This is a genomic window from Chryseobacterium sp. UF-81 (genome assembly GCF_058245105.1).
On record NZ_JBSIBX010000009.1, the window covers coordinates 167861 to 191472 of the forward strand.

General features: G+C 38.5%; 29 protein-coding genes. 15 read left to right on the plus strand and 14 right to left on the minus strand.

Features of this window, described 5'->3' with window-relative positions; translation table 11 throughout:
• Positions 1-206: 206 nt before the first annotated feature.
• The 4 genes from mazG to ruvX form a co-directional block, all read right to left on the minus strand.
• Positions 207-974 carry a nucleoside triphosphate pyrophosphohydrolase gene (gene mazG / locus AC4IFE_RS13780; protein ID WP_490757737.1) on the minus strand — a complete coding sequence of 256 codons (768 nt, stop codon included), beginning with the start codon at positions 972-974 and terminating at the stop codon, positions 207-209.
• 129 nt (positions 975-1103) lie between these two features.
• A complete protein-coding gene (locus tag AC4IFE_RS13785; RefSeq protein ID WP_490757738.1) occupies positions 1104-1661 on the minus strand; it encodes a DUF5606 family protein in 558 nt (185 codons plus the stop codon).
• A 79-nt stretch (positions 1662-1740) separates the two neighbouring features.
• Positions 1741-2313, minus strand: coding sequence for a peptide deformylase (def, locus tag AC4IFE_RS13790; protein ID WP_490757739.1), 573 nt, complete (start codon positions 2311-2313; stop codon positions 1741-1743).
• Positions 2310-2726 (minus strand): Holliday junction resolvase RuvX, encoded by a 417-nt coding sequence (ruvX, locus tag AC4IFE_RS13795; protein ID WP_490757740.1) that lies wholly within the window; start codon positions 2724-2726, stop codon positions 2310-2312. Before ruvX ends, def begins: the two co-directional genes overlap by 4 nt.
• Positions 2727-2841: 115 nt before the next feature.
• Here ruvX and AC4IFE_RS13800 point away from each other — a divergent pair, with 115 nt between their 5' ends.
• Positions 2842-3318: a SixA phosphatase family protein gene (locus tag AC4IFE_RS13800; protein WP_490757741.1), complete on the plus strand. Its 477-nt coding sequence runs from the start codon at positions 2842-2844 to the stop codon at positions 3316-3318.
• Positions 3319-3551: 233 nt separating this feature from the next.
• Here the strand turns inward: AC4IFE_RS13800 and AC4IFE_RS13805 are convergent, their stop codons facing one another.
• Positions 3552-5096, minus strand: a complete 1545-nt coding sequence (locus tag AC4IFE_RS13805; protein ID WP_490757742.1) for a serine hydrolase — start codon at positions 5094-5096, stop codon at positions 3552-3554.
• A 133-nt stretch (positions 5097-5229) separates the two neighbouring features.
• Here AC4IFE_RS13805 and AC4IFE_RS13810 point away from each other — a divergent pair, with 133 nt between their 5' ends.
• The 4 genes from AC4IFE_RS13810 to AC4IFE_RS13825 all read left to right on the plus strand — a co-directional run bounded on the left by AC4IFE_RS13810 (position 5230) and on the right by AC4IFE_RS13825 (position 7646).
• Positions 5230-5727 carry a metallophosphoesterase family protein gene (locus AC4IFE_RS13810; protein ID WP_490757743.1) on the plus strand — a complete coding sequence of 166 codons (498 nt, stop codon included), beginning with the start codon at positions 5230-5232 and terminating at the stop codon, positions 5725-5727.
• A 32-nt stretch (positions 5728-5759) separates the two neighbouring features.
• Positions 5760-6254 (plus strand): Smr/MutS family protein, encoded by a 495-nt coding sequence (locus AC4IFE_RS13815; RefSeq protein ID WP_490757768.1) that lies wholly within the window; start codon positions 5760-5762, stop codon positions 6252-6254.
• Between the two features lie 18 nt (positions 6255-6272).
• Positions 6273-6989, plus strand: a complete 717-nt coding sequence (locus AC4IFE_RS13820) for a DUF3822 family protein (protein WP_490757744.1) — start codon at positions 6273-6275, stop codon at positions 6987-6989.
• An 84-nt stretch (positions 6990-7073) separates the two neighbouring features.
• Complete coding sequence (locus AC4IFE_RS13825; RefSeq protein WP_490757745.1) at positions 7074-7646, plus strand: RsmD family RNA methyltransferase; 573 nt, start codon at positions 7074-7076, stop codon at positions 7644-7646.
• Here the strand turns inward: AC4IFE_RS13825 and AC4IFE_RS13830 are convergent.
• Positions 7643-7993: a winged helix-turn-helix transcriptional regulator gene (locus tag AC4IFE_RS13830; RefSeq protein ID WP_306846542.1), complete on the minus strand. Its 351-nt coding sequence runs from the start codon at positions 7991-7993 to the stop codon at positions 7643-7645. The two genes, AC4IFE_RS13825 and AC4IFE_RS13830, sit on opposite strands and share 4 nt — an antisense overlap.
• 87 nt (positions 7994-8080) lie before the next feature.
• Between AC4IFE_RS13830 and AC4IFE_RS13835 the strand changes: the two genes are divergently transcribed.
• Positions 8081-8680: a nitroreductase family protein gene (locus AC4IFE_RS13835; RefSeq protein ID WP_490757746.1), complete on the plus strand. Its 600-nt coding sequence runs from the start codon at positions 8081-8083 to the stop codon at positions 8678-8680.
• A 56-nt stretch (positions 8681-8736) separates the two neighbouring features.
• Here AC4IFE_RS13835 and murI read toward each other — a convergent pair whose 3' ends face one another.
• The 5 genes from murI to AC4IFE_RS13860 all read right to left on the minus strand — a co-directional run bounded on the left by murI (position 8737) and on the right by AC4IFE_RS13860 (position 14243).
• The gene (gene murI / locus AC4IFE_RS13840) at positions 8737-9567 is read right to left on the minus strand and encodes a glutamate racemase (RefSeq protein WP_048502928.1); all 831 of its coding nucleotides are present in this window, start codon (positions 9565-9567) and stop codon (positions 8737-8739) included.
• Positions 9568-9816: 249 nt separating this feature from the next.
• Entirely contained in the window at positions 9817-10941 is a 1125-nt protein-coding gene (hemW, locus tag AC4IFE_RS13845; protein WP_490757747.1) for a radical SAM family heme chaperone HemW, read from the minus strand.
• 51 nt (positions 10942-10992) lie between these two features.
• A complete protein-coding gene (locus AC4IFE_RS13850) occupies positions 10993-11943 on the minus strand; it encodes a PorP/SprF family type IX secretion system membrane protein (RefSeq protein ID WP_490757748.1) in 951 nt (316 codons plus the stop codon).
• A 51-nt stretch (positions 11944-11994) separates the two neighbouring features.
• Positions 11995-13068 (minus strand): RluA family pseudouridine synthase, encoded by a 1074-nt coding sequence (locus AC4IFE_RS13855; protein WP_306846534.1) that lies wholly within the window; start codon positions 13066-13068, stop codon positions 11995-11997.
• Between the two features lie 71 nt (positions 13069-13139).
• Entirely contained in the window at positions 13140-14243 is a 1104-nt protein-coding gene (locus AC4IFE_RS13860; protein ID WP_490757749.1) for a PASTA domain-containing protein, read from the minus strand.
• A 154-nt stretch (positions 14244-14397) separates the two neighbouring features.
• Here AC4IFE_RS13860 and AC4IFE_RS13865 point away from each other — a divergent pair, with 154 nt between their 5' ends.
• The 4 genes from AC4IFE_RS13865 (at position 14398) to AC4IFE_RS13880 (ending at position 17070) form a co-directional block, all read left to right on the plus strand.
• Positions 14398-15381, plus strand: coding sequence for a D-alanine--D-alanine ligase (locus AC4IFE_RS13865; RefSeq protein ID WP_490757750.1), 984 nt, complete (start codon positions 14398-14400; stop codon positions 15379-15381).
• A 154-nt stretch (positions 15382-15535) separates the two neighbouring features.
• The gene (gene coaD, locus AC4IFE_RS13870) at positions 15536-16000 is read left to right on the plus strand and encodes a pantetheine-phosphate adenylyltransferase (RefSeq protein ID WP_111959999.1); all 465 of its coding nucleotides are present in this window, start codon (positions 15536-15538) and stop codon (positions 15998-16000) included.
• A gap of 34 nt (positions 16001-16034) precedes the next feature.
• On the plus strand, positions 16035-16388 hold the full coding sequence (locus tag AC4IFE_RS13875) for a four helix bundle protein (protein WP_490757751.1): 354 nt from the start codon (positions 16035-16037) through the stop codon (positions 16386-16388).
• 49 nt (positions 16389-16437) lie between these two features.
• Positions 16438-17070, plus strand: coding sequence for a trimeric intracellular cation channel family protein (locus tag AC4IFE_RS13880; protein WP_490757752.1), 633 nt, complete (start codon positions 16438-16440; stop codon positions 17068-17070).
• Positions 17071-17139: 69 nt separating this feature from the next.
• Here the strand turns inward: AC4IFE_RS13880 and AC4IFE_RS13885 are convergent, their stop codons facing one another.
• Both AC4IFE_RS13885 and AC4IFE_RS13890 read right to left on the minus strand, forming a co-directional pair.
• Positions 17140-17709: a DUF2892 domain-containing protein gene (locus tag AC4IFE_RS13885; RefSeq protein WP_490757753.1), complete on the minus strand. Its 570-nt coding sequence runs from the start codon at positions 17707-17709 to the stop codon at positions 17140-17142.
• 75 nt (positions 17710-17784) lie between these two features.
• Entirely contained in the window at positions 17785-18279 is a 495-nt protein-coding gene (locus tag AC4IFE_RS13890; RefSeq protein ID WP_490757754.1) for a dihydrofolate reductase, read from the minus strand.
• Positions 18280-18352: 73 nt separating this feature from the next.
• Between AC4IFE_RS13890 and AC4IFE_RS13895 the strand changes: the two genes are divergently transcribed.
• The 5 genes from AC4IFE_RS13895 (at position 18353) to AC4IFE_RS13915 (ending at position 22776) form a co-directional block, all read left to right on the plus strand.
• Positions 18353-18958, plus strand: a complete 606-nt coding sequence (locus AC4IFE_RS13895) for a LemA family protein (RefSeq protein WP_034703627.1) — start codon at positions 18353-18355, stop codon at positions 18956-18958.
• Entirely contained in the window at positions 18958-19386 is a 429-nt protein-coding gene (locus AC4IFE_RS13900; protein ID WP_490757755.1) for a TPM domain-containing protein, read from the plus strand. Before AC4IFE_RS13895 ends, AC4IFE_RS13900 begins: the two co-directional genes overlap by 1 nt.
• The gene (locus AC4IFE_RS13905; protein WP_490757756.1) at positions 19367-20173 is read left to right on the plus strand and encodes a TPM domain-containing protein; all 807 of its coding nucleotides are present in this window, start codon (positions 19367-19369) and stop codon (positions 20171-20173) included. Before AC4IFE_RS13900 ends, AC4IFE_RS13905 begins: the two co-directional genes overlap by 20 nt.
• A gap of 191 nt (positions 20174-20364) precedes the next feature.
• The gene (locus AC4IFE_RS13910) at positions 20365-20886 is read left to right on the plus strand and encodes an NAD(P)H-dependent oxidoreductase (RefSeq protein WP_490757757.1); all 522 of its coding nucleotides are present in this window, start codon (positions 20365-20367) and stop codon (positions 20884-20886) included.
• A gap of 3 nt (positions 20887-20889) precedes the next feature.
• Positions 20890-22776, plus strand: coding sequence for a monovalent cation:proton antiporter-2 (CPA2) family protein (locus AC4IFE_RS13915; RefSeq protein ID WP_490757758.1), 1887 nt, complete (start codon positions 20890-20892; stop codon positions 22774-22776).
• 1 nt (position 22777) lies between these two features.
• Here the strand turns inward: AC4IFE_RS13915 and AC4IFE_RS13920 are convergent, their stop codons facing one another.
• Positions 22778-23611: a head GIN domain-containing protein gene (locus tag AC4IFE_RS13920; RefSeq protein WP_490757759.1), complete on the minus strand. Its 834-nt coding sequence runs from the start codon at positions 23609-23611 to the stop codon at positions 22778-22780.
• Position 23612: the final 1 nt, after the last annotated feature.

Below are 23612 nucleotides of genomic sequence, written 5' to 3' on the forward strand. Positions count from 1 at the left end.
TAATAATGTTTTTGATAATGACCCCGTTCGGGGTTCCATCAATAAAATAAGAATCATTTTTATTTTACAGGATCAAAATCGGGATGAACCATGCAAAACCTATTCCAATAAACTTCCGGAAAACTTGTATATTCTGCTGGCGGATATTCAGAAAAAGTTTTATGTAAGTGCCGCCACTGCAGAGATTCAACAAGGGTGATTTTTATTTATGACATCCGTTTTGCTTTTTCCCACAATACGTCCATTTCTTCCAGAGACAGGTCAGCGAGCTTTACATTTGATTCTTCTGCCAGCCCTTCCATTTTCTGGAATCTTGAGATAAACTTCAGATTGGTTCTTTCCAGCGCAGAATCGGGATTCAGTCCTGAAATCCTTGCGTAGTTGATCAGTGAGAAAAATACATCTCCAAGCTCCAGCTCTTTTTTATCTGAATCAGTTTCTGCATGGAATTCCTGAATTTCTTCGTCCACTTTTTTCCAGGCATCTTCTGCATCGTGAAATTCAAACCCGATTCCTTTTACTTTATCCTGAATCCTGTAAGCTTTTACCAAACTTGGCAGGCTTTTCGGAACACCGCCCAAAATAGATTTATTTCCTTCTTTCAGCTTCAGCTTTTCCCAATTCTGCTTCACTTCTTCTTCATCTTTCACCTCTGTATCACCGTAGATATGGGGATGACGAAAAATCAGCTTCTCGTTTAAAGAATTGATGACATCTGCAATATCGAAACTTTCTTTTTCAGAACCAATTTTAGCATAAAAAACAAGATGAAGCAAAACATCACCCAACTCTTTTTTGATTTCCTGCAAATCTTCCTGCAGAATGGCATCTGAAAGCTCGTAGGTTTCTTCAAGGGTCAAATGACGGAGCGACTGCAGGGTCTGTTTCTGATCCCACGGACATTTTTCGCGCAGATCATCCATGATGTCTAATAATCTTCCGAAAGCTTCTAGTTTTTCTTGTCTGGTATTCATAATCGAGAATTCAAAGTGATGCAAATTTAGGGTAAATCTTTAATTAAGTTCTTTTGTCCTGAAACAAAGAACGAAAAAAATCCCTGTCAATATTCTTTGACAGGGATTTGTATTTACATTTAGGATAGATTATCCTTTTTTAGTATGTGTGCTTTTTGGAGCTGCTTTGGCTGCAGAAGTAGCTTTTACTTTTGGAGCTGCAGGCTTTTCTGCTTTTTGAGCTGCCTTTTTAGGCGCTTCTTTTTCAATGCTTACTTCTGCCTGTGCACCATCCAGTGTTTCAGGCTCTGCTTTTACGAAGCTCTCAGGAGTAATGTATCCTGCTTTCTGAAGAAGGTTATACCACTGTGCCAATTTCTTGATATCTGAAGCATATACTCTTTCTGTATCATAGTTAGGAAGAGAAGCCGTCATGAATTCTTTCAGAACATCATCGGAAGATTTGTGAGAAATTGTTTCTTTATAATCGTAGTTTTTAGCAATATTTTCAAAAACTTCGAACAAAGGAACTTCTTTATCAAATGTAAACATCGCGATATTATCCAATAAGCTCACCTGACTTGAGTTTCCAATGCTTACTTTTTTCTTGGTGGTAACATCTTCAATGATAAAACCGTTTCTTAGTTGAGAAACTAATTTGAAAAGTCCTGGCTTTCCAGAAATTGAAATTATTTTTTCTAACAGCATAATTTTATTTTTTGTAAATTCTGCAATAGGCACGGGGCTTTTTGCCGTTTATTATTTTGTTTTTTAATCTTTGTTTAAATTACTTTGGAAATCTCATTTTATAGCTGATGCTTACATCACCCTGTGAGATTTTCGCCAGTTTGCCTTTTACGAGCTTTTTCTTCAATACGCTCAGATGATCGGTAAACAGCACGCCTTCAATATGATCATATTCATGCTGAATTACGCGGGCTCTAATATCGGAAAAAGTTTCTGTATGTTTCACAAAATTTTCGTCATAATATTCAATAACGATCGTTCCTTTTCTCTTCACATCTTCTCTTACATCCGGAATAGAAAGGCATCCTTCGTTGAATTTCCATTCTTCTCCGGATTCTTCAAGAATCCTTGCGTTAATGAAAACTTTTTTAAACTCAGCCAGTTCGTCCCTGATATCTTCATAATCTTCGTCATCTGCAAGTGGCGTCACATCAATCACAAACAGGCGCAGATCCAACCCGATTTGGGGTGCTGCAAGCCCTATGCCATTCGCACTGTACATCGTTTCGAACATATTATCTATAAGTTCCTGTAAACCGGGATAATCTTTGTCTATATCTTTTCCCACCTTTCTCAAAACAGGATCCCCAAAAGCTCTAATTGGTAAAATCATCTTATTCTTTGTTCTAAAAAATTCTGCAATATAATCGTTGCGCTTACTTTATCTATTAACCCCTTTTCCTGTTTCTTTTTTTTGCTTTTCCCACTTTGGGAGATAAAAAAAGAAGCCATTTTGGAGGTAAACCTTTCGTCTAAACGGTGGACGGTAATACCTGAAAATTCTTTCTGAAATTCTTCAATGAATTTTAAAATATCCGTCTCCACTTCGGAAACATTTCCTTTCAAATCTGTAGGAAGGCCTACTACCACACCATCCACTTTATTTTCGGTGAAATATTTTTTCAGAAACTCCATCAAAAACTGGGTCTCAACGGTATCCAGTCCGCTTGCAATAATCTGCATATCATCTGTTGCAGCGATACCGCAGCGTGCCTTTCCATAGTCTATTGCAAGGATCTGTCCCATAAGTGTGCAAATTTAGTAAAATTTAATGATTTTATTCATAACGCAGTTTTTTTATAAAAATCATGTTTTATTCCATTATTTTTTTTATAATTTTAATCTTCAAAAAAACGAAAATATGAAGAAACTCATCCTCGTAAGACATGCGAAAAGCGACTGGCCGGAAGAAACGGAGGACTTCGACAGACCTTTGGCAGACAAAGGATTGAAAGATGCTATGAACATGTCGAGATTCATGAAAAACAATAATATTTCCATTGATCAGTTTATTTCCAGCCCGGCTGTGCGTGCCCTGAATACGTGTAAAATCTTTAACCAGGCCTATCAGCTTAATGTCTCTACCGAGGATAAGCTTTATAATCCTTCGGAAAGAAATTTTGAATCTGTAATCTACAACCTGGATGACAGCGTGAGTTCTGTAGCTTTTTTCTCCCATAATAACGGAATTTCCAATTTTGCGAATTCCATCTCAGAAGATATTTTTCATTTTCCCACCTGTGGAGTTGCCGGTTTTGAAATAGACTGCAATTCCTGGTCTGAGTTCGACGGTGCCAAGAAAAAACTTCTGTTCTTTTATGAGCCAGGGAAAATATAATTATATCTTCTTTTGGCTATTCTTACTCCTTTTTTCCATGTGCTAAAAAGGAGAAATCCTATATTGAAGCTATTGCGGTAAATGATGTTAGCGTTGAATTCTGAATATTCACATGCCAGACAAGATTTTAATATACTCAGATTTTTGGCTGAAGCCATGCATAAAAAAGCGGGCTAAAGCCCGCTCCTATCAAATTATCTATTTTTTATTTAATTTGCTTTCAGCAATTAACTCTACTTTCTCATAAGATCCAGATCATCAAAATCAAAGCTGAAATCTGTAACATCGGATATTGGTTTTAGTTTTGCAGACTCCGCCTTTCCACTTTCATCATAACTGAAGATAATATAGGCATCGGCATCATAGCTTCTGTCGTCCCATTTTATAATGAATGAATTATTGGAATAGGGAAGCAGTTCACCTTTAAGCCTTGGAGAGTTCTGACAAGAGATTCTGTAAGTACTTCCCTGCTGAGAAATTTCCACATCGCCAAACCATTTATCATTGTACTTTCCTACAAACTGTTCGGCTTTCGGCTGAAGATTTTTTTCTTTTTTAAAGGATTCTGATTTGGCGAAAGCTTCTTTTTTCTGCTTATCATACTCAGCATTTATTTTTGTCATTCTTTCACCATAGGTTTTCAGCCAGTTTCTGTCTTCTACTCCCAGATATGAATCTTTTACTGTATTGGTGATTGTATTAAAAGCGGCTCCGGACTGTTGGTTGGTTAGTACCACGATTCCCAGTTTCATATCCGGGATCAGGGTAAATTGGGTAACGGTTCCTATCAGACCTCCCGTATGCTGGATCTGTTTGTGCCCTTTCACATCGCTTAAAAACCATCCTAATCCATATCCGTAGAAACTTGTATCATAAGGATTTTTTAAAGCAACCCTATCCGGAATCTGTAAGCTCCATAGCTGCTGTACATTTTTATCTGAAACTAATTTTTTACCGTCTTTGGTTGTGAAATTATTTAAAAGGAAATCAGCCCAGATGGTCATATCCTTAATATTACTCATAATTCCTCCTGCTGCATTTCCCGTTTCATTCCAGTCGTGCGGAACGGCAATGGCTTTCCCATCTACAGGAGCATGGGCATCAATTTTATTGGATACGGCTTTCGCTCTGTTGTAGCTTCCAAAGCTTGAAGTCATTCCGACAGGCTTCATAATTCTCTGCTCGATAAATTCTGCCCAACTCAGCCCGGAGATCCTGTGGATGACTTCTCCGGCAACGATGAACATGATGTTATTATAATCTAATTTAGTTCTGAAAGGATTCTCCGGCTTCAGATATCTTACATTGTGAACAATATCATTTACCGTCAGGCTTCCGCCTTCAGGAAAAAACATCAGGTCGCCTTGTCCCAAGCCTAATCCGGCTCTGTGTGTTACAAGATCTTTGATGGTTATATTTTGGGAAACATACGGATCATACATCTGAAATTCCGGAATGTATTTTGAAACTTTATCGTCCCAGTTCAGTTTTCCTTTATCAGCCAGAATAGCCAGCGCAGTACAGGTAAATCCCTTTGAATTAGATGCAATTCCTACCAATGTATTATCATCCATCGGCTGTTTGGTGGTTAAAGAACGTTGTCCGAACCCTTTGGAATAAATCACTTTTCCGTCTTTTATGATTCCCACCGACATTCCCGGAACATCGAAGGTTTTTAAAGTATTCCGGATCAGTTCATCCAATTTCTTTTCTTCAACCTGGGCATTGAAAAGCCCTACCGCTACAAGAAAAAGTAAAAGAGAAAGTTTCTGCTTCATTTTTTTAATTTTTTCAAATTTAGTAAATATTAGGCGACGCGGGCTTCTCCTGTAAAACTTTGTTTATTTAAAAATAACCTGATCCTTAATAGAAAATAAATCTTTCCTAAATTTGTAAAAATTTCAAATCTTCATGACGAAAATTCTTCTTCTCTCCGATTCCCATTCCTATATAGATGACCGTATTTTAGAATATGCGTCACAAGCCGATGAAATCTGGCACTGCGGGGATTTCGGAAGTATGGAGGTAATTGAAGAACTGGAAAAAATAAAACCTTTAAAGGGGGTTTACGGAAATATAGACAACGCGAAAATCAGAGCTGAATTTCCTGAAGTCAACCGTTTTTTCTGCGAGGATCTTGAAGTTTTGATGATCCATATTGGTGGATATCCCGGAAAATACACACCACTGACAAACAGAGAAATTTCTGCAAAGGCTCCAAAGCTGTTTATTTCAGGACATTCTCATATTTTAAAAGCCATGTTTGACCAAAAGAATAACCTCCTTCACCTGAATCCCGGAGCCTGCGGAAAGCAGGGATGGCATAAGACGAGGACAATGATGCGTTTCGTAGTGGAAGGTGAAGAGATCAAAGATTTGGAAATCATTGAACTGGGACCTAAGATTTAATTTTGAAAACAATAAAAGAAGGAGTACAATACATGAAAATCGGAGACAAAGTTTCTGTAGTAGATGAGGATTTGAGCGGGATCATTACTTCCGTGAACGGGAATATTGTTGTTTTCAAAGATGAATATGGTTTTACCTACCAATATCCGAAAGAGAAGCTGGTTCCGAAAAACGCAGAGCTTTATGAAAATATCCGGGTAGTGAGAAAAGCAGAACCGAAGAAAGTGACTTCCAAAAAACATCAGAAAAATCATATGGTTCTGGATCTGCACTTTCACAATCTCGTAAGGAATCCCAGCGATTATGACAGTTTTGAGAGACTTTTTATCCAAAAAGCGAAATTAACAGAAGTTCTTGATTTCTGCAGAAAGCATCATCTGAAGAGGCTGGAGATCGTTCACGGGATCGGTGACGGAACGCTGCAGAAAATGGTTATGGATGTTTTGGAAAGCCAGACAGATATCGATTTCTATAATAAGGAAATACTTCATCATCAATCGGGTGCCGTTATGATAGAATTTCACTAAATTTGCAGCAATTGAAATATGAACGTACTTAATTTACTTTTTATCAAAGACGGATTAATCTACCAGATTGCCAAAAACAAAAGCATTCAGGAGGAAAAGTCTTATTTCGTTACTGAAGAAACTCCGGACACTCTTATTGAAGATAAACTGGATGAAATTCTCCTTAAGCAGAGGTTTGATGAAATCCATGTGATTTCGGCACTGAATCACTTTACCCTGATGCCTGAAGGATTTTCTGAGCATGAGGCAGGATTTGAGCTGATTGCTTTTAATGCTCCGGCTGACAGGGAAAAAGAAGAGCTCATGCTTTCTGTCAATAAAAAGTTCGGGGTACAGTTTTATTATACATTTCCTAAAAACTTTTACAAAAAAATAAAAGAGCTGGCAATTCCGGTTCATTTTAATTTTTCAGGGGAAAAGTTTCTGAACTCGATCAACAATAAAAATAACAAGGAGATTCACATCAATCTGTACCACAATCAATGTGAGTTTTTTGCTATAGATAACAAGAAGGTTATTTTATACAATAATCTGGATGTGAATTCTGAAGTGGACTTTCTGTATTTCGTAATGTTTACGCTCAGTAAAATAGGCTTCGGAATTAACGAAACCAACTTTTACGCTTACGGTGAAACCACTGAAAATGAAACCTTTATTTCCGAGCTTCAGAAATTCGTTAAAAATATGAGAATTGTTTTTGACAATATTCCTAATAAGAATTTTATACTTAATTAAAGGGATTAGGAATAAGGGAACAGGGCCTAGCCTTACTATGTCTTCCCTAATCCCTAAATCCTATTACCTAAACCCTAAACAAATATGTTCAGAATAATATCCGGCAAGTGGAAAGCCAAAAAAATAGCCGCTCCCAAAAATTTTGATGTAAGACCTACTACAGATTTTGCCAAAGAAGCGCTTTTCAGTATCCTGGAAAACAAATATGATATGCAGTCGATTTCCGTGCTTGACCTGTTTGCAGGCATTGGCTCCATCACTTTCGAATTTGCTTCCCGGGGATGCCAGGATGTGACTTCGGTTGAGCTGAATCCAAAGCATACCAGCTTTATTAATTCTACGGCTTCAGAGCTTGATATGTCTCTGCAGGTCAACGTTCAGAGGGGTGATGTTTTTGACTGGCTCAAAAAATTCAGAAATAAGAAAAGCTTTGAGATTGTATTTTCCGATGCTCCTTTTGAAATGGAAGAGAAGAAATATTATGAGCTGCTTTCTCTGGTTTTAAACAATAAATTCGTTAAGCCCAACGGAGTTCTAATCGTAGAACATCAGAGCAGGATGAAGCTGGAGCATCCCAACTTAATAGACACCCGAAAATACGGAAATGTAAGTTTCAGTTTTTTCGAAGCGAATAAAGAAGATAATCAGGAAATTTAATTCCTGATTATTTTTTTTACGGAAAGATCCGGTGCAGCCATTCCCCAATTGGTAATAGCTTCTATAACGGGCTGGAGTGTCTTTCCGAAATCCGTCAGCGTATATTCTACCATTAATGGAGGTTTTTCGGTATACACCTTTCTGTTGATGATGTGGTCTTCCTCAAGCTGTTTCAGCTGCAGGCTTAACGTTCTTTCTGTGATGGTAGGAATTAATTTCCTAAGCTCATTATATCTTTTGGCACCGTCTGTAAGATGAAATAAAATGACAGCTTTCCATTTCCCACCTATAAATTTCATGGTGACGCTGGTACAGCACGGGTATTCTTTGTTATCTATTGTGTACATTTTTTATACTATCCTTTTTTACCGTTATTGCAAAGATATTAAACTTAAATTACTTTTGTAACTATAAAAATGATAGTACAATAATTTATGAACTTTTTAGAACAAATGAAAAAGAGGTATACGGTAAAAAAGTATGATCCTCAGGGAAAAATCAGTGCAGAACAGATTGCAGAGTTGAAGGAGATCCTTAATTTAAGTCCTTCTTCTATTAACAGCCAGCCGTGGAATTTTATTTTCATTAATAAGCCTGAACTCAGAAAGCAACTGGCAGAAGCTTCCTATTTTAACAGGGAAAAAGTATTGGACAGCAGCCATATCATTATATTCCAGGTGATAAAGAACCCGGAAGATTTTGAAAAACAGATCGAAGAAAATCTTCCTGAAGGTTCGGTCAATTACTACAGGAATATGGTAAAACCACAAGGCGAAGCTGCCATCCGCGCGTGGATGGGACATCAGGTTTATCTTTCACTGGGCGTTTTACTTTCTGCATGCGCAGCTATGGGAATAGATTCCACTCCGATGGAAGGTATTGAGACCGAAAAATATGACGAAATCCTTAAAAATAGTTCTTATAAGACACTTTTTGCAGTAGCCATAGGGAAAAGAGATGAAAATGACAGCAACCATCCGGAAACAACTCCCAAAAGAAGATTGAAGAGTGAAATGGTTATTTTAGAGCCTTAATATTTCATGCCTTCCCATAAAAATAAAAGCTGTTTCGGGTTGAAACAGCTTTTGTATTATAATACTTTCAATTCCAGATCTATAGTTTTTCCAAAGAATTTCTTAGAAATCTTTTCAAAGTTTTTCGTGAGATCCGAAAGGTAGAAATGATAGTTTGGTTTGGGATTATTGTCATTCAGAAGATGGTATTTATCGAGGATGATCTTCAGGTGGTTGGCAACAATATTGGGAGAATCGATCACGCGGACCCTGTTTCCGTAATACTGCTTGATCTCATCGATCAGCAAAGGATAATGGGTGCACCCCAGAATAAGGGTTTCAATATTCTTGAGCTTGTTATTGCTTAAATAATTATAAATGATGGCATGCGTAATCGGATGGTTCTTGAATCCTTCTTCAATAGCAGGCACCAGCAACGGAGTAGCCAGCTCATCAACTTTGATCCATTTATTTTGTTTCCTGATGCTCTTTTTATACAATCCGGAATTCACAGTTGCTTTTGTGGCAATGACTCCAACATTGTTATGGATCTCATAGGCTACTTTTTCGGCAACGGGATTAATAACGTCTATGACAGGAACTTTTCCGTTCACAGACTGCATCACTTCGTTTAAAGCGTTCGCTGTAGCTGTATTGCAGGCAATGACAATTGCTTTACAGTTCTGCTGAAGCAGAAAATTGGTGATCTTCGTAGAATATTCTATGATCGCATCCTTCGACTTTTCACCGTACGGAAGGTGTTTGGTATCTCCAAAATAGATCAGATCTTCATGAGGAAGAAGTCTTTTGATCTCTTTAGCTACGGTAAGCCCTCCCACCCCGCTATCGAAGATACCGATAGGCTGGCTTGGTGAAAGATGTGAATAATCTTGCTTTTTAGTTTTCAAATGAACTGAAATTTTATACAAAAATACAAAGATTTTTAGATTTTTGTATTCCAGATTTTGGACTTTATTATTGAAGTACTAAATGTGTTAAATTCTTAAACTTGTAACTGGTTCAGTTATAATTTAACTTCAGATAGAAATTTCATAATTATGCTTCGACCACACTCAGCATGATCTCTACTACTAATTTAAAATCAGCTTAACATTATCATCTTGAACATAGTCAAAATAACTTTATGAATATTTTACTTATACCAAAAATAAATCCGAAGCAATTCCATCCGCCATAAACCAATGCTTTTCCGGTATCTTCAAATGATTGTCCTCTTTGATTAAAATCCCTTCTTCTATTTTAGATTTTATCTCGTGCTGGAAATGTTCAATAATCTGATCATTGAATTTGCTGTTCAGGCTTTCAATATCAACTCCCCAAATTGTTCTCAAGCCAATCATAATCATTTCATTAAACTGATCATACTGTGAAAGAATCTCTTCTTCTTTGGCAAGAATTCCGGTATGGAGCTTTTTAATATACTGCTGATTGTTGGCTACATTCCAGCTTCTGACATCAAATCCGTTGTAAGAATGTGCGGAAGGACCAATTCCAAGATACTCTTTATACTTCCAGTACGCTGAATTATGCCTTGAATGAAAGCCAGGTTTTGCAAAATTAGAGACCTCATAATGTTCAAATCCATTGTCTTTTAAGAAATCTGACAGATAATAGAACTCTTTATTCTGTTCTTCTTCTTTCGGGCTGGCCACTTTGCCTTTAGATATCCAGTTCTCCAAAGCAGTTTTGGGTTCTACAGTAAGGGCATAAGAAGAAATATGGGGTACTTCAAGAGCAATTGTTTTTCTTAAATTCTCTTTCCAGATCTCCAGATTAGAGGTTGGCGAACCATAAATCAGATCTATGCTCAAATTTTCAAATCCGAAATCCTGTGCTCTTTTGATGGAATCCTCCGCTTCAGAAGCATTATGTGCGCGGTTCATCAGTCTCAGATCTTCCTCAAAAAAACTCTGGGTACCAATGGAAAGCCTGTTGACCGGAGATTGGGCTAGCAGTTTTAAAAAGCTTTTGTCCAGATCGTCGGGATTGGCTTCCAGAGTTACTTCAATATCATTGTCAAAACTGAAGTATTTCAGAACCTCATCGATGAGCGATCTGATTTCATCTGCTGAAAGAATAGATGGTGTTCCGCCCCCAAAATAAAGAGATTTTAAACTCTTATTCTGCAGCTCATCTTTTCTAAGCCTGATTTCGTTCTTCATCGCACGGATCATTTCATCTTTAAAATTCAAAGAGGTAGAAAAGTGAAAATTGCAATAGCTGCATTTCTGTTTGCAGAATGGGATGTGAATATATATCATAAAAAAAGCCCTGAAAATTTCAGAGCTCAAATTTATTTAAATTAAATCATATTAATATCTATATCCTCTATGATTAATAAAGTTATCAAAGTTATACCCTAAGCTGATCATAAAGCTGTTTCCACCATACGTCTGGATATCAGACATTCCGATGTTATACGTTGCTCCGATCATGAATTTATTAAATCTTACTTTAACAACCGGTGCCACCTGAAGCTGCTGGCTGTCAAATCTGTTCTGTACCGTTCTGTAGCTTACTCCGGCAGAGAATGAATTGATGTCATTAAAGAAAGTAGCCATTAAGTTATAGTCGATCATTCTTGTTGAATTGGTATTCAGGTTGATCAATGCTGATGGCGTTACGAAGATATTGTCAGCAAAATGCCAGTCATATCCTAAGTTTAAGAAGAATTTAATTGGTGAAGGCTCAATTCCGTTTACGATTGCCTTATCATTGCTTAATGCGATATCGTTTACGGATACTCCTGCAAAGATGTTTCTGTAGGTAGCCGCTGCACCGAAGTTGGCATAAGCCATAAAAATATTCCCTTCTTTCCCGATCAATAATGGATCGTAACCATCTTCAACGTTCACTGAAGTATAGTCGAAGTTCATATTATAGAATGAAACACTGGTACCGAAAGAGAACTGGTCTTTTCTGTCTCCCTCACTACTTAGTGGAATAAAGTATGAAGCTCCCGCTGTAATACCGCCTGCAGAAATAGGGCCATTGCTGTCTCTGAAAATAGAGAGCCCTGCTCCCACTCTGTCGAAAATGTTCCCGTTGATTCCTATAGACTGCGTATTTGGAGAATCGCTGAACTTGTCAAATTGTTTGTGGTAATTAGCATTAAGCTGTACGTAATCGGTCTTTCCGTACTGAGCTGGGTTGAACAGGAATTCACCATCCAAAAGATATTGCTGATAGTATGGTAGTGATTCTTGTGCTTTGTATGCATTTGACAAAAGAGCTAAACATACGATAGCATATAGTTTTCTCATAACAAATCTTGATTTCAATTCAACAAATATAAAAAAATTCTCAATATATTTTTAGTTTTCTAAATAATTTCTCCATTTTTTTACAGCATCCGCCATATCTTTGGGCATTGGGCTCTCAAAATATAATTCCTTTTTAGTAGTTGGGTGTATAAACCCTAAAGTATGCGCATGAAGTGCATGCCTAGGAAGAATTTCAAAAACATTTTTTATAAACTGCTTATACTTAGGCAGATTCACTCCTCGAAGAGGCGTATGGCCTTCATATCTTTCGTCATTAAACAAAGTATGGCCGATATGTTTGAAATGAGCCCGGATCTGGTGCGTTCTTCCGGTTTCAAGTTTACATTCTACCCAGGTCATATATTTAAAGCGTTCCAAAACCTTATAATGCGTCACCGCATGCTTTCCGTGGCTTCCGTCTTCATAAACGGACATCTGCATCCTGTTTTTAGGATGCCTCCCGATATGCCCCCTTATAGTCCCTTCATCTTCCTGAGGATTTCCCCACACGAAAGCCCAGTATAATCTTTTGGTAGTTCTGTTAAAAAACTGTTTGGCTAAAAAGCTCAATGCATATTCATTTTTTGCAATCACCAGAAGGCCGGAGGTATCTTTATCAATTCTGTGTACAAGCCCTACTCTGTCCAGATCAGATTTTTCACCGCTCTTTTCAAAATGGAAGGCCAGTGCATTCACCAATGTTTTGTCCCAGTTTCCATGACCGGGATGCACAACCATCCCCGGTTCCTTATCTACCACTACCAGATCATCATCTTCGTAAATGATATTCACAGGAATATCCTGAGGAATGATCACATTTTCTCTCGGCGGATGGGCAAGAAGCACCGAAATCTGATCGCCGGGCTTCACACGGTAGTTTTGTTTTACCGGAACTCCGTTTACAACTACATTTCCGGCTCTGCAGGTCTGTGAAATTTTATTTCGTGAAGAGTTTTGTCTGTATATTAATAAGAATTTATCAATTCTTAACGGCTCCTGGTTTTTATCAACTTTGATATTAAGATGCTCATACAGCCCTTTATTTTCCTCATCAATATCGATGTTCTCCAAACTGTCGGAGTCTAATAATTCTTCATCTAAAAAGTCTTCGTTATCTTCTGCCATTATTTTATTTTTTACGCAAAAGGCCTCAACATTTTGCAGTTGAAGCCTAAATTTTATATAATAAACCGTGGTTATTCTACCACTACTTTTTTAGCCTTTGGCTTTTGAACCGGCTGCTGTGTTGCATTTCCTGTCGTTGTTGCCGGCTTACTTCCCGAACCCTGACTGTTTGTTGCAGCAGATTTAGGTTTTTCTGCTCCGGTTCCCGAAGGTTTCGTGCCAGTAGTTGTAGTGCCTGTCTTTACCGGCTCTGTTTTAGCAGGTTCAGTTTTAGGAACTTCTTTTTTGGGTACAGGTACTGCTGCAGGTGGGTCATAACTCGGTTCCGGATAGCTAGGCACTTCGTCATAATGTACCGGTGGCAGTGATGTATCTACTTTCATTCGGTAGATAGAATTCAGCTGCTCTACTTTAGCTCTAAGCTCCGCAGGCGTTCTCTTACTTGCCCAAAGGTCAATCTGCATGCCCTGGTCTCTTACATCTCCGGAAGCCGGATCCTGGTAATAGATAATGTCCGATTCATCCTTACTTCCATCTTCATGTTCTATAAGACCTACTTCAAATAGACTTTTTGCGATAACCGTTCTTGCTTCTTTTACCGAAAGGCCTACTACATTAGGAATTGAGATATTTCTCATAGGGCCTGAGCCTACTACAACATCAATCACGGAGAATCTTGGAAGACGTGACCCCGGATTAACTGCATTACCTTTATATAATACTCTTAAAAGAGCATCTTTCTGAATGCTCGGTTCATAGATGGTATCGCCGATCTTAAGACCAACCTGATCCAGCCTCTGAAAAGCCAGCCCCGAATATTTATTAATCACATCAGGAACCGTAATTGGAGCCCATGTTCTGGGATTAACTACAATTCTTACCAGTGATCCCGGTTTTACACGTGAACTGGATAGAGGGTGCATCTTTAAAACCTGGAAAGGCTTATATTTTGGATTATATTCAGCACTGTCTACTTCATATTCCAGTCCGGTATCCTCTAATATTTTTACGGCATCATAAACCGATTTATTAATCACATTGGGCACAGGAATTTCCTGACCGTGGTTGGTATGGTATTCCAGCCAGCGGAAAGTAAGCCACACTAACCCCACAAAAATACCGATGGCTACTGCTAAATTCAGTAAAACTTTCCAATTGAAAAGTGATTTAAGCATACTTAAAAATACTTTAATTATAACGGCAAATATAGCTAATAATTTTAAATGTGCTTTTATTTAACACAATTCATTTCAATTTTAAAATTTCTGAATTTCCCTTATTGCATTACATAAAATGATTAAATTTGCCTTAATTGATACTATAATGGTTATGAGCAAAAAAAGTGTTGCCGTTGTTATGGGAGGCTATTCGGATGAATATGTGGTTTCCTTAAAAAGCGGTCAGTTGATCTACGATTCTCTGGACAGAAATCTATATGATGTATATAAAGTGGTCATCCTTAAAGAGGAATGGTATTTCTTAGGAGAAAACGATCAAAAATATGAAGTCAACCGTGGAGATTTTTCGGTGATATTAGATAATAATGAAAAACTGAAATTCGATGTCTGTTTCAACATTATCCACGGAACTCCGGGTGAAAACGGAATCCTTCAGGCCTATTGGGATGCCATAGGGCAGAAATATACCGGCTGTGGTTTCTATCAAAGCGCTCTGACCTTCAATAAAAAAGATACATTAGCCGTATTGTCAAAATATGGGATTCCTTCAGCCAAAAGCATTTATTTAAGAAAAGGAGAAGAGATCAATACAGATGAAATTATTGAAAGTCTTGGTCTTCCCGTTTTCGTTAAGCCCAACCAGTCCGGATCATCTCTCGGAATTTCAAAAGTAAAAGAAAAGTCGGAATTAATTGCTGCTACAGAGATAGCATTCAAAGAAGATGATGAAATCCTTATCGAAAGCTTCCTGAACGGAATGGAAGTTTCTGTAGGGGTGATAGATTTCAAAGGCGAAACCATCGTTTTAGGGATCACCGAAATCGTGCCCACCAATGAATTCTTTGATTATGAAGCTAAATACGAAGGAGCTTCAGAAGAAATTACCCCGGCAAGAATTGACGATGCAACGAGAATCAGAGTGGAAGAAATTTCAAAAAGAGCTTACAATTCCCTTGGTATGAGCGGTTTTTCAAGAAGTGAATTCATCCTTATGGATGGAATTCCTTACATGCTTGAAATGAATACCAATCCTGGATTCTCTCCTGCCAGCATTCTTCCGCAACAGGCAAAAATTTACGGAATATCCATCACAGATCTTTGCGGAAATGAAGTAGAAAAAGCACTGAATAAATAATAATAGAAGTTAGAAATTAGAGGTTAGATATTAGTAAATGGAAGTTTGACAGGAAATATAGGTAACAATTCACTAAGAACCTGAAAATTACTATTCCTAAACTCACAGCCTCACCAGTAACTCGCAACACGTAACTCATCATAACACGTAAAACATGAAAATTGCTGTTTTCCCAGGATCCTTTGATCCTATTACTCTGGGACATTATGATATTATTGAAAGAGCGGCTCCGCTTTTTGACAAACTGATTATTGCGATCGGACAGAATTCCCAAAAAAAATATATGTTTCCCCTGGAGAAAAGAATGGAATTTATTCAAAATTCCGTCGCTGAATTCCCCAATGTAGAAGTGGACTTTTTTGAAGGATTAACAGTGGACTACTGTTTTGAAAAGGACGCGCAGTACATCCTGAGAGGTTTAAGGAATCCCGCTGATTTTGAATTTGAAAAAGCAATAGCCCACACCAACAGAACTTTGGCCCATAAAAAGCTGGAAACCGTATTCTTATTAACCTCATCCGGAAAATCTTTCATCAGCAGCAGCATCGTAAGGGAAATCATCAACCACAACGGAGAATATGAATTGCTGGTCCCGGAAGCCGTTAGGGTACAACGATAAGTAATGGGTAATAGGTAATAATTAATTGGGAAATATGGATTACAATCAAGTTTTTCGGGAAAGAACTAAAAATTTTTCTATTCTTGTGATCAAATCTCTTTCATTATTACCTTATTCAGATGATGTTTCGGTCATAAGAAAGCAAATTATAAGATCTTCTACTTCAGTGGCAGCAAATTACAGAGCTGTTTCAAGAGCAAGATCTGAAAAGGAAAAGTTTGCCAAGCTCTGCATTGTTGTAGAAGAAATTGATGAGACTCAACTTTGGCTTGAGATCATTGAAGAATTGGAATATCTAAGTCCTGAAAAAATGATTCATTTAAAATCAGAATGTGAAGAACTTGTAAAGGTTATGACTAAGTACAAATTTAGATTATCCCAGCTTTAAATGGCATAATTTTTATTACCCATTGCCCATTACCTATTACTCATAAATTATGCACGAACAGTTCAATTTTGCCATAGAGGTGCTCGGAACCATTTCCTTTGCGATGTCGGGGAGTTTTGCAGCGATGCAGAAACGACTTGATCCGTTCGGGGTACTGATTATTGCATTCGTCACTTCTGTAGGTGGAGGAACTGTAAGGGATCTCCTGCTGGATATTCCTGTTTTCTGGATGCATGATTTTTTAACGTGTGCACTGATTTTGGGAACAAGCATTTTTGCTATGATCTTCAAATCTATTGAAAAAAATTTCAAAGTGACTTTGTTTATTTTTGACAGCTTTGGACTCGGATTATTCACCATTATCGGGGTTCAGAAAGGCCTCAATGCTGATATCCATCCATTTATATGTATTGCATTGGGAACTATAACCGGCTGTTTCGGAGGGATCATACGGGATATTCTCCTCAACAGGATTCCACTGATCTTCAGGAAAGAAATCTATGCTACAGCTTGTATCGTCGGAGGATCTGCTTTTCTTCTGATGACAAAGTTTATTCCGCTTTCCTATACGTTTATACAGATATTTACTATTATTCTCATTGTCACGATCAGAACTCTCGCCGTAAAATACCAATGGCAGATGCCTAAGTTTTATGGCTATGATCAGAATTCTGAGATGTAGCGGTCATGTATTCACATAACATAAAAAAAGCACCTGGATCAGGTGCTTTTTCAGTTTTGTATATTGTTCTTAGAAGAATTTTCCTCTCTGTCTCATATTCGGGTTGTGCATATGTTTCTGCATAGAAGGCATTTTCAGCTGATCTTTCATCATTTTGATCTGATCTGTCATCATTCCTGCCGAGTCCAGTCTTTTAGCTTCATCCAGAAGCCTCTGCCCTTCCTGTTTTCTTCCTTTAGAAATGGCGGCGGCGGCAAGATTCAATGTTGCCATTGCTCTGTCGTGCTTCATATTCAGACCATATTCCAAAGCTTTTTTCATAAGCGGTTCCACTTTCGCAGGATGCTCCTGAGCCTGGGTCAGCCCTTGCAAATAGTGAAAATATCCATATTGGGATTTATGAAGCTGCGCCTGATAATTCGTAATTCCGTTTAACCACTGTGCGGCTTTTTCCATATTCTGCTTTCTCAATTGCCAGAAGGCAAGGAGAATATATTCATTCTTGATGAAAAGTATAATAGGCAGCGCTGCAAGAAGGAATACTACGATCCCCCAGCCCAGACTTCTTGTGAAAATCATCATATAAAGTCCTAAAAGGATAAGAACTGCTGCAATTACAATTTTTATGTACTTATTCATTGTTCAGTTTTAGAAGTGCAAAGATAGAAAATTTACAGGTTAGAAGCTAGAGGTAAGAAGTTAGAATTTTCATAACTATTCGCTCTTGATCCGTTCATATGTCTGAAAGCAAAAATCATATTGATTCTTTTCATCTTTTTCATGACAGGTCTCTTCAGTTTTTTTCCAGACTTTCGGATTGATCTTTGGAAAGAATGTATCAGCATCAAGATCCGCCTTAACTAATGTAACTTCAAGTTTATCAACAATTTCCATAGTCTGCTCATAGATATTTCCACCTCCTATAATGAATATCTCTTCATCAATCTTTTTGGCGAATTTCACCGCCTCTTTAATACTCCCTACGATCAGGATTCCTTCTTCAAACCAGTTTTTCTTTCTGGAAATTACAATATTGGTACGGTTAGGCAGCGGTTTTCCTATACTTTCATAGGTTTTTCTTCCCATAATAACAGGATGTCCGGAAGTCATATCTTTAAAGTGTTTCAGGTCTTTAGGAAGATGCCACAGCAGTTTATTTTCAAAACCGATCTCGTTCTTCTCTCCCATGGCCACCACTATTGTTGTCATTCTAATAATTTTTTACAAAATTAGCACATAATTTGTATATTTGATCAGCACAAAAAATTTAAAAAAATAAACTATGAAAAATAAAGGCTGCCTTAGCGCAGGAACTATCGGTATTGCACTGCTTATTATTGTAGGAGTAATATTCTTCTGGGGGAAAAACGGGTATAATAATTTTGTTTCGAAAGAACAGAACGTAAACTCCAAATGGTCTAATATAGAAACTGTATATCAGAAAAGGGCCAATCTTATTCCGAATCTGGAAAGAACCGTTAAATCGTATTCGAAATTTGAGCAGGAAACTTTGACTAAAGTCGTTGAGGCACGTTCCAAAGCAACTTCTATCAACATCGATCCTACGAATATGACAGAAGCTGATATGGCAAAATTCCAGGCAGCGCAGGGAGAATTATCCGGAGCATTAAGCAGATTAATGGCTGTAGTGGAGTCTTATCCCAATTTAAAAGCTGACCAGCAGTACATTAATTTCCAGAGGGAATTTACGGCGATAGAAAACAGCATCAGAACTGAAACGGTTTATTATAATGATGCGGCTAAAGATTACAACACAACAATCAAAACATTCCCGAATAATATTCTGGCGAATTTTACAAACTTTAAAGAAAAACCTTTCTTCAAGGCTGAAGCCGGTGCAGAAAAAGCACCAGAAGTATTTAAATAATGAGCCGTTTTCTGACAAATCAGCAGATCACTTCCCTTGTGGAAGCCATACAGTCGGCAGAAGAACATTCTACAGGCGAGATCAGGGTACACATTGACTCGAACACGGAAACTGAAAATGCACAGACCGCATTTGAGGTTTTCAAAGAACTCTGTATGAATAAAACTGCCGACAGAAATGCTGTGCTTTTTCATGTCAATTTCGAACAGAAATACCTGACCATCATTGGTGACATCGGAATCCATGATAAAGTACACCAGTCGTACTGGGATCATCTGCACGACTATATCACTGCTGAATTTGCCAAAGGAAATTATTATAAAGCTTTAAAAAGCGGCATCCTGGAAACCGGTCTTGAATTAAAAAAACATTTTCCTGTAGAAGGAAAAAATCCCAATCAGCTGTCTAATGAAATTACGTTCTCTTAAACTGGTATTTTCATTCATACTCTTCTGCTTTTACACGTTTGTATCAGCACAATACACGATTCCGCCAAAACCGGCGGTTCTGTATCCCGTGTTTGATGAGGCAGGCCTGCTCACGCAGCAGCAAAAAGACGAGCTGAACAACAAACTGATCAAATTTGCAGATTCTACTTCTACGGAAATTGAAGTGGTTATTATCCCTTCTACCAAAGGAGAAGATGTTAACTTTCTGGCAACTATGTTCGGAGAGAAATGGGGAATCGGAAAAAAAGGCGTGGATAACGGTGTTGTTTTCCTGATCGCTACGGAAGACAGAACCATGTCTATCCAACAGGGAAGAGCTGTAGAACAGTATCTTACAGCCTCTGTTGCAGGACAGATCCTTGATTATATTGTCACTCCTAATTTCAGGCAGGGGCAATGGTATGATGGTATTAACCGTGGTACTTCAGCAATCATGGAGGCTGTTCAGGGAAAATTCAAACCTATGGAAACCTCAGCACCTTCGGGTAACGGAAGTGCTTTTAAGATCCTTATTATCGCATTTGTCATCTTTATCATTCTGGCCTTTATCTTTGGAGGCAGAGGCGGCGGAGGTGGCAATAATGATGACGACGATGTGATCATCACCAGAAGAGGACGCAGAAATTATCCTGGCGGATTCTTCCCATTCCCTGGCAGCTTCGGAGGAGGCGGTTTTGGAGGTGGAAGCTCCGGAGGCGGCGGTGGATTCGGCGGTTTTGGTGGTGGAGGAAGCTTCGGAGGAGGTGGCGCTTCAGGCGGATGGTAATTTTAAAAGATAACAAAATTCAATATAATCGGGCTTAGTGCCCGATTTTTTATTTAAAATGCTAAAATACAGTCATTTCTTTGTTTTATCTTAACATTAAATTCAAATTTTCATATTAGAAAATTAACAAAACCACGCAAAACCCGTTTTTTAATCATTTTTTTTTCATTATATTTACTGAAAACAGGTTTATGAAAAAGACGCTGGTAGTTTTTGCACATCCCTATTTAGAGCACTCCAATTCCAATGTGGAGCTCATCAATTTCTATGTCCGCCACCAGCACTTTACCCTTAGAGATCTTTATGAAGAATACCCGGATTTTCACATTGCCGCATTCAGAGAAAGAAAAAGACTAAAAAGCTATGACCGTTTTATTTTCCAGTTTCCGCTGATCTGGTTCGGAATGCCTCCTTTACTCAGATTATGGATCGATGAAGTTTTTGACAGGGACTGGCTCAAGGAAGGAGAAACCAATCCATTGGAAGGCAAAGAGATTTATATCCTGATCACGACCGGAGGTAAGGAAAGATCATTCACTAAAAACGGGACGTATCAGTATACCGTAGAAGAACTCGTCAGCGGGCTGATCGTTTCCTTAAAGGTTTTCAAGGCCGACATCAAACATATCAAGATTGTTTATGAAGCCAATAAACTGAGCAAAAAAGACATTATTTTACATAAAAAAGAATTTGCAGAACTACTCAATCAGTAATATATGGAGTCCAGCTTAGCAATGAATACATTAATTTTCTTGGGTGTAGCCATTATTATGGTTCCGCTGGCCAGGAAATTCGGACTGAGCTCTGTGATCGGTTATATTTTAGGAGGGATCATCATTGGTCCATATGTTTTAAGGCTTACCGGAAAAGATGTTAACGACATCATGCATGCCAGTGAGTTTGGAGTAATCATGCTTCTTTTCTTGGTGGGACTGGAACTGGAACCCCGGAAATTCTGGGAAATGCGGAAGAAGATTATGGGACTCGGCCTCACGCAGATGCTTCTTTCCATCTCTTTACTTTTCCTGGTTTTCATCAGTGCCGGATGGAGGATAGATAAGGCCATTGCCATTGCGATGTGTTTTGCTCTTTCTTCTACAGCCATTGTACTGCAGACCCTGCAGGAAAAAAATAATCTGAAAACGATGGCCGGGGAAGCTTCTTTCTCTACCCTTCTGTTTCAGGATATTGCCGTCATCCCTATTTTGGCTATTCTCCCGATCATCGCCAACTATAAAGCCAGCCACGAGGATAATGACATACAGATTCTGATCCAGAAACTCCCGGAATGGCTGCAGGCCGGAACGGTCATTTTAGGGGTTGCCCTACTGATTCTTTTAGGAAGATATGTATTTGTCCCTTTCTTACGATATGTTTCAAAATCCGGAATGACGGAACTGCTTACTGCTTCGTCATTATTCCTTGTGATCGGAGTTTCAGAACTCATGGTGGCAATAGGACTTTCGCCGGCGCTGGGAGCTTTCCTTGCCGGGGTAATGCTTGCCAACAGTGAATTCCGGCATGAGCTGGAAGCACAGATCAATCCGTTTAAAGGACTGCTTTTGGCCGTGTTTTTTGTAAGCGTAGGTTCTACGATCAATTTTAACATCATTCAGCAGGATCCTATATTTATTTTCTCTACTGTTTTTGCCGTATTGGCTGTAAAATTTGTAGTTCTCTATGCCATCGGAAAGTTTTTTAAGATTGATACTCCCCAGAGTTTATTTTATGCATTTGCTCTTTCTCAGGTAGGAGAATTTGCTTTTGTCCTGATTAATTATGCTTCGGATCTCTATCTGTTAAGTCCGGAACTCAATGCACAAATGATGGCTGTTACTGCGATCACGATGTGCATCACTCCTATCCTCCTGATCATCAACGACCGGTTCATTACGTCTAAATTCATTACAGAAGTTCCTGATGAAAAGAATGATTTTAACATTCTGGATAACAATGTAACCCAGAAGAAGATCATCATTGTCGGCTTCGGACATTTCGGAAGTACGGTGGGCCGCCTTTTAAAGGCCAATAAAATTTCGGCGACGGTTCTGGACAGGGACTCAGACCGTGTGAAGCTGTTAAGAAGCTATGGTTTTAAGGTTTATTATGGAGACGCTACAAGAATTCCCACTTTGAGGGCTGCAGGAATTGAAGATGCTGAAATTTTGGTTTTATGCCTTGATGACCGGGAGGATAATAAATTCATTGCAGATCTTGTGCGCGAACATTATCCGGAGGTTAAAATTTTTGTGAGAGCCAAAAACAGGATCGATGCGTATGATTATCTTAACAACGGCATTGAAAACATATACCGGGAAACATTGGGAACCGCCGTGGATATGGCGGTAGACGTTCTTCATGAAACCGGCATGAGAAAATATGCTGCCAGACGTCTTGGACAAAGATTTATGGCGATAGATAAAGCTTCGATCAGACGGCTGTCCAAAGCAAGGGAAGATGATGAAATCCTATCCTTCACTACAAAAGAAATCCTCCAGCGTGAGGAGGAATTATTGGCTTATGACAATCTTAATTTTGACAATAAAAATTGGGAAGGATCCTCGTCAGTAGATGACGACAATGACGAGGAAACCCCAAATTGATTTATTGGATACTGACGCTTCCGCCACTGCTCTCCTGCTTAGTTACATTTTTAAGCTCGCCTTTTTTAGAAACATCTACACTTCCTCCTGAAGAAGCTTCGGCATTGACTGAAGAAACAGCACTGATATGAATGTTTGCACCACTGGAGGCATCAGCTTTTACATTCTCTGCGACAACTCCCTCTGCTGAAACACTACTGCCTGATGAAGAGCTGATCTCTGCATTTTTAGCTTTTCCTGAAATATCGATGCTTGCAGCTGATGAAGCATCAACATCAAGGTCCACCGCCCATACTTTTCCGTTGAAACTGCTGCTGCTATCTGCCGAAAGATCAAAATCATTGGCCTCCAGATCTCCGGAAACGCTTGCTGCACTGGATATTTCGACATCCATTTTTTCCTGGGTGAATTTATCTTTTATGGTAACACTTGCTGCAGAATTGGCAACGAGCTTAGAAAAATCTTTGGTATAAATCTTAGCCTTTACATTATGGCTGTTCATAACCCTGATCCCATGTTTATAATGGATATGAAGCTTTCCGCCACTATTGTCCACAAGAATCTCATTCAGGATATTTTCAGGCGCAGAAATGACCACTTTTTCAGTTTCGGATTTGATTATCTGAGCATCAATAGCCTGGGAAACTTCTATTTCGTCAAAATCTCCGTTAAATACCTTTTCCTTCACCGGACCACTGTCTTTGTCTATTACTTTATCTACCCAGCCGTTATCATCATTACGGTCATTATTTTCATAGTTTCTTCTATCATGTTTTTCATTGCATGAGGTTATCAGCGCGAAGGCTGAAAGTATAAAAAGAGTTGTCGATTTCATG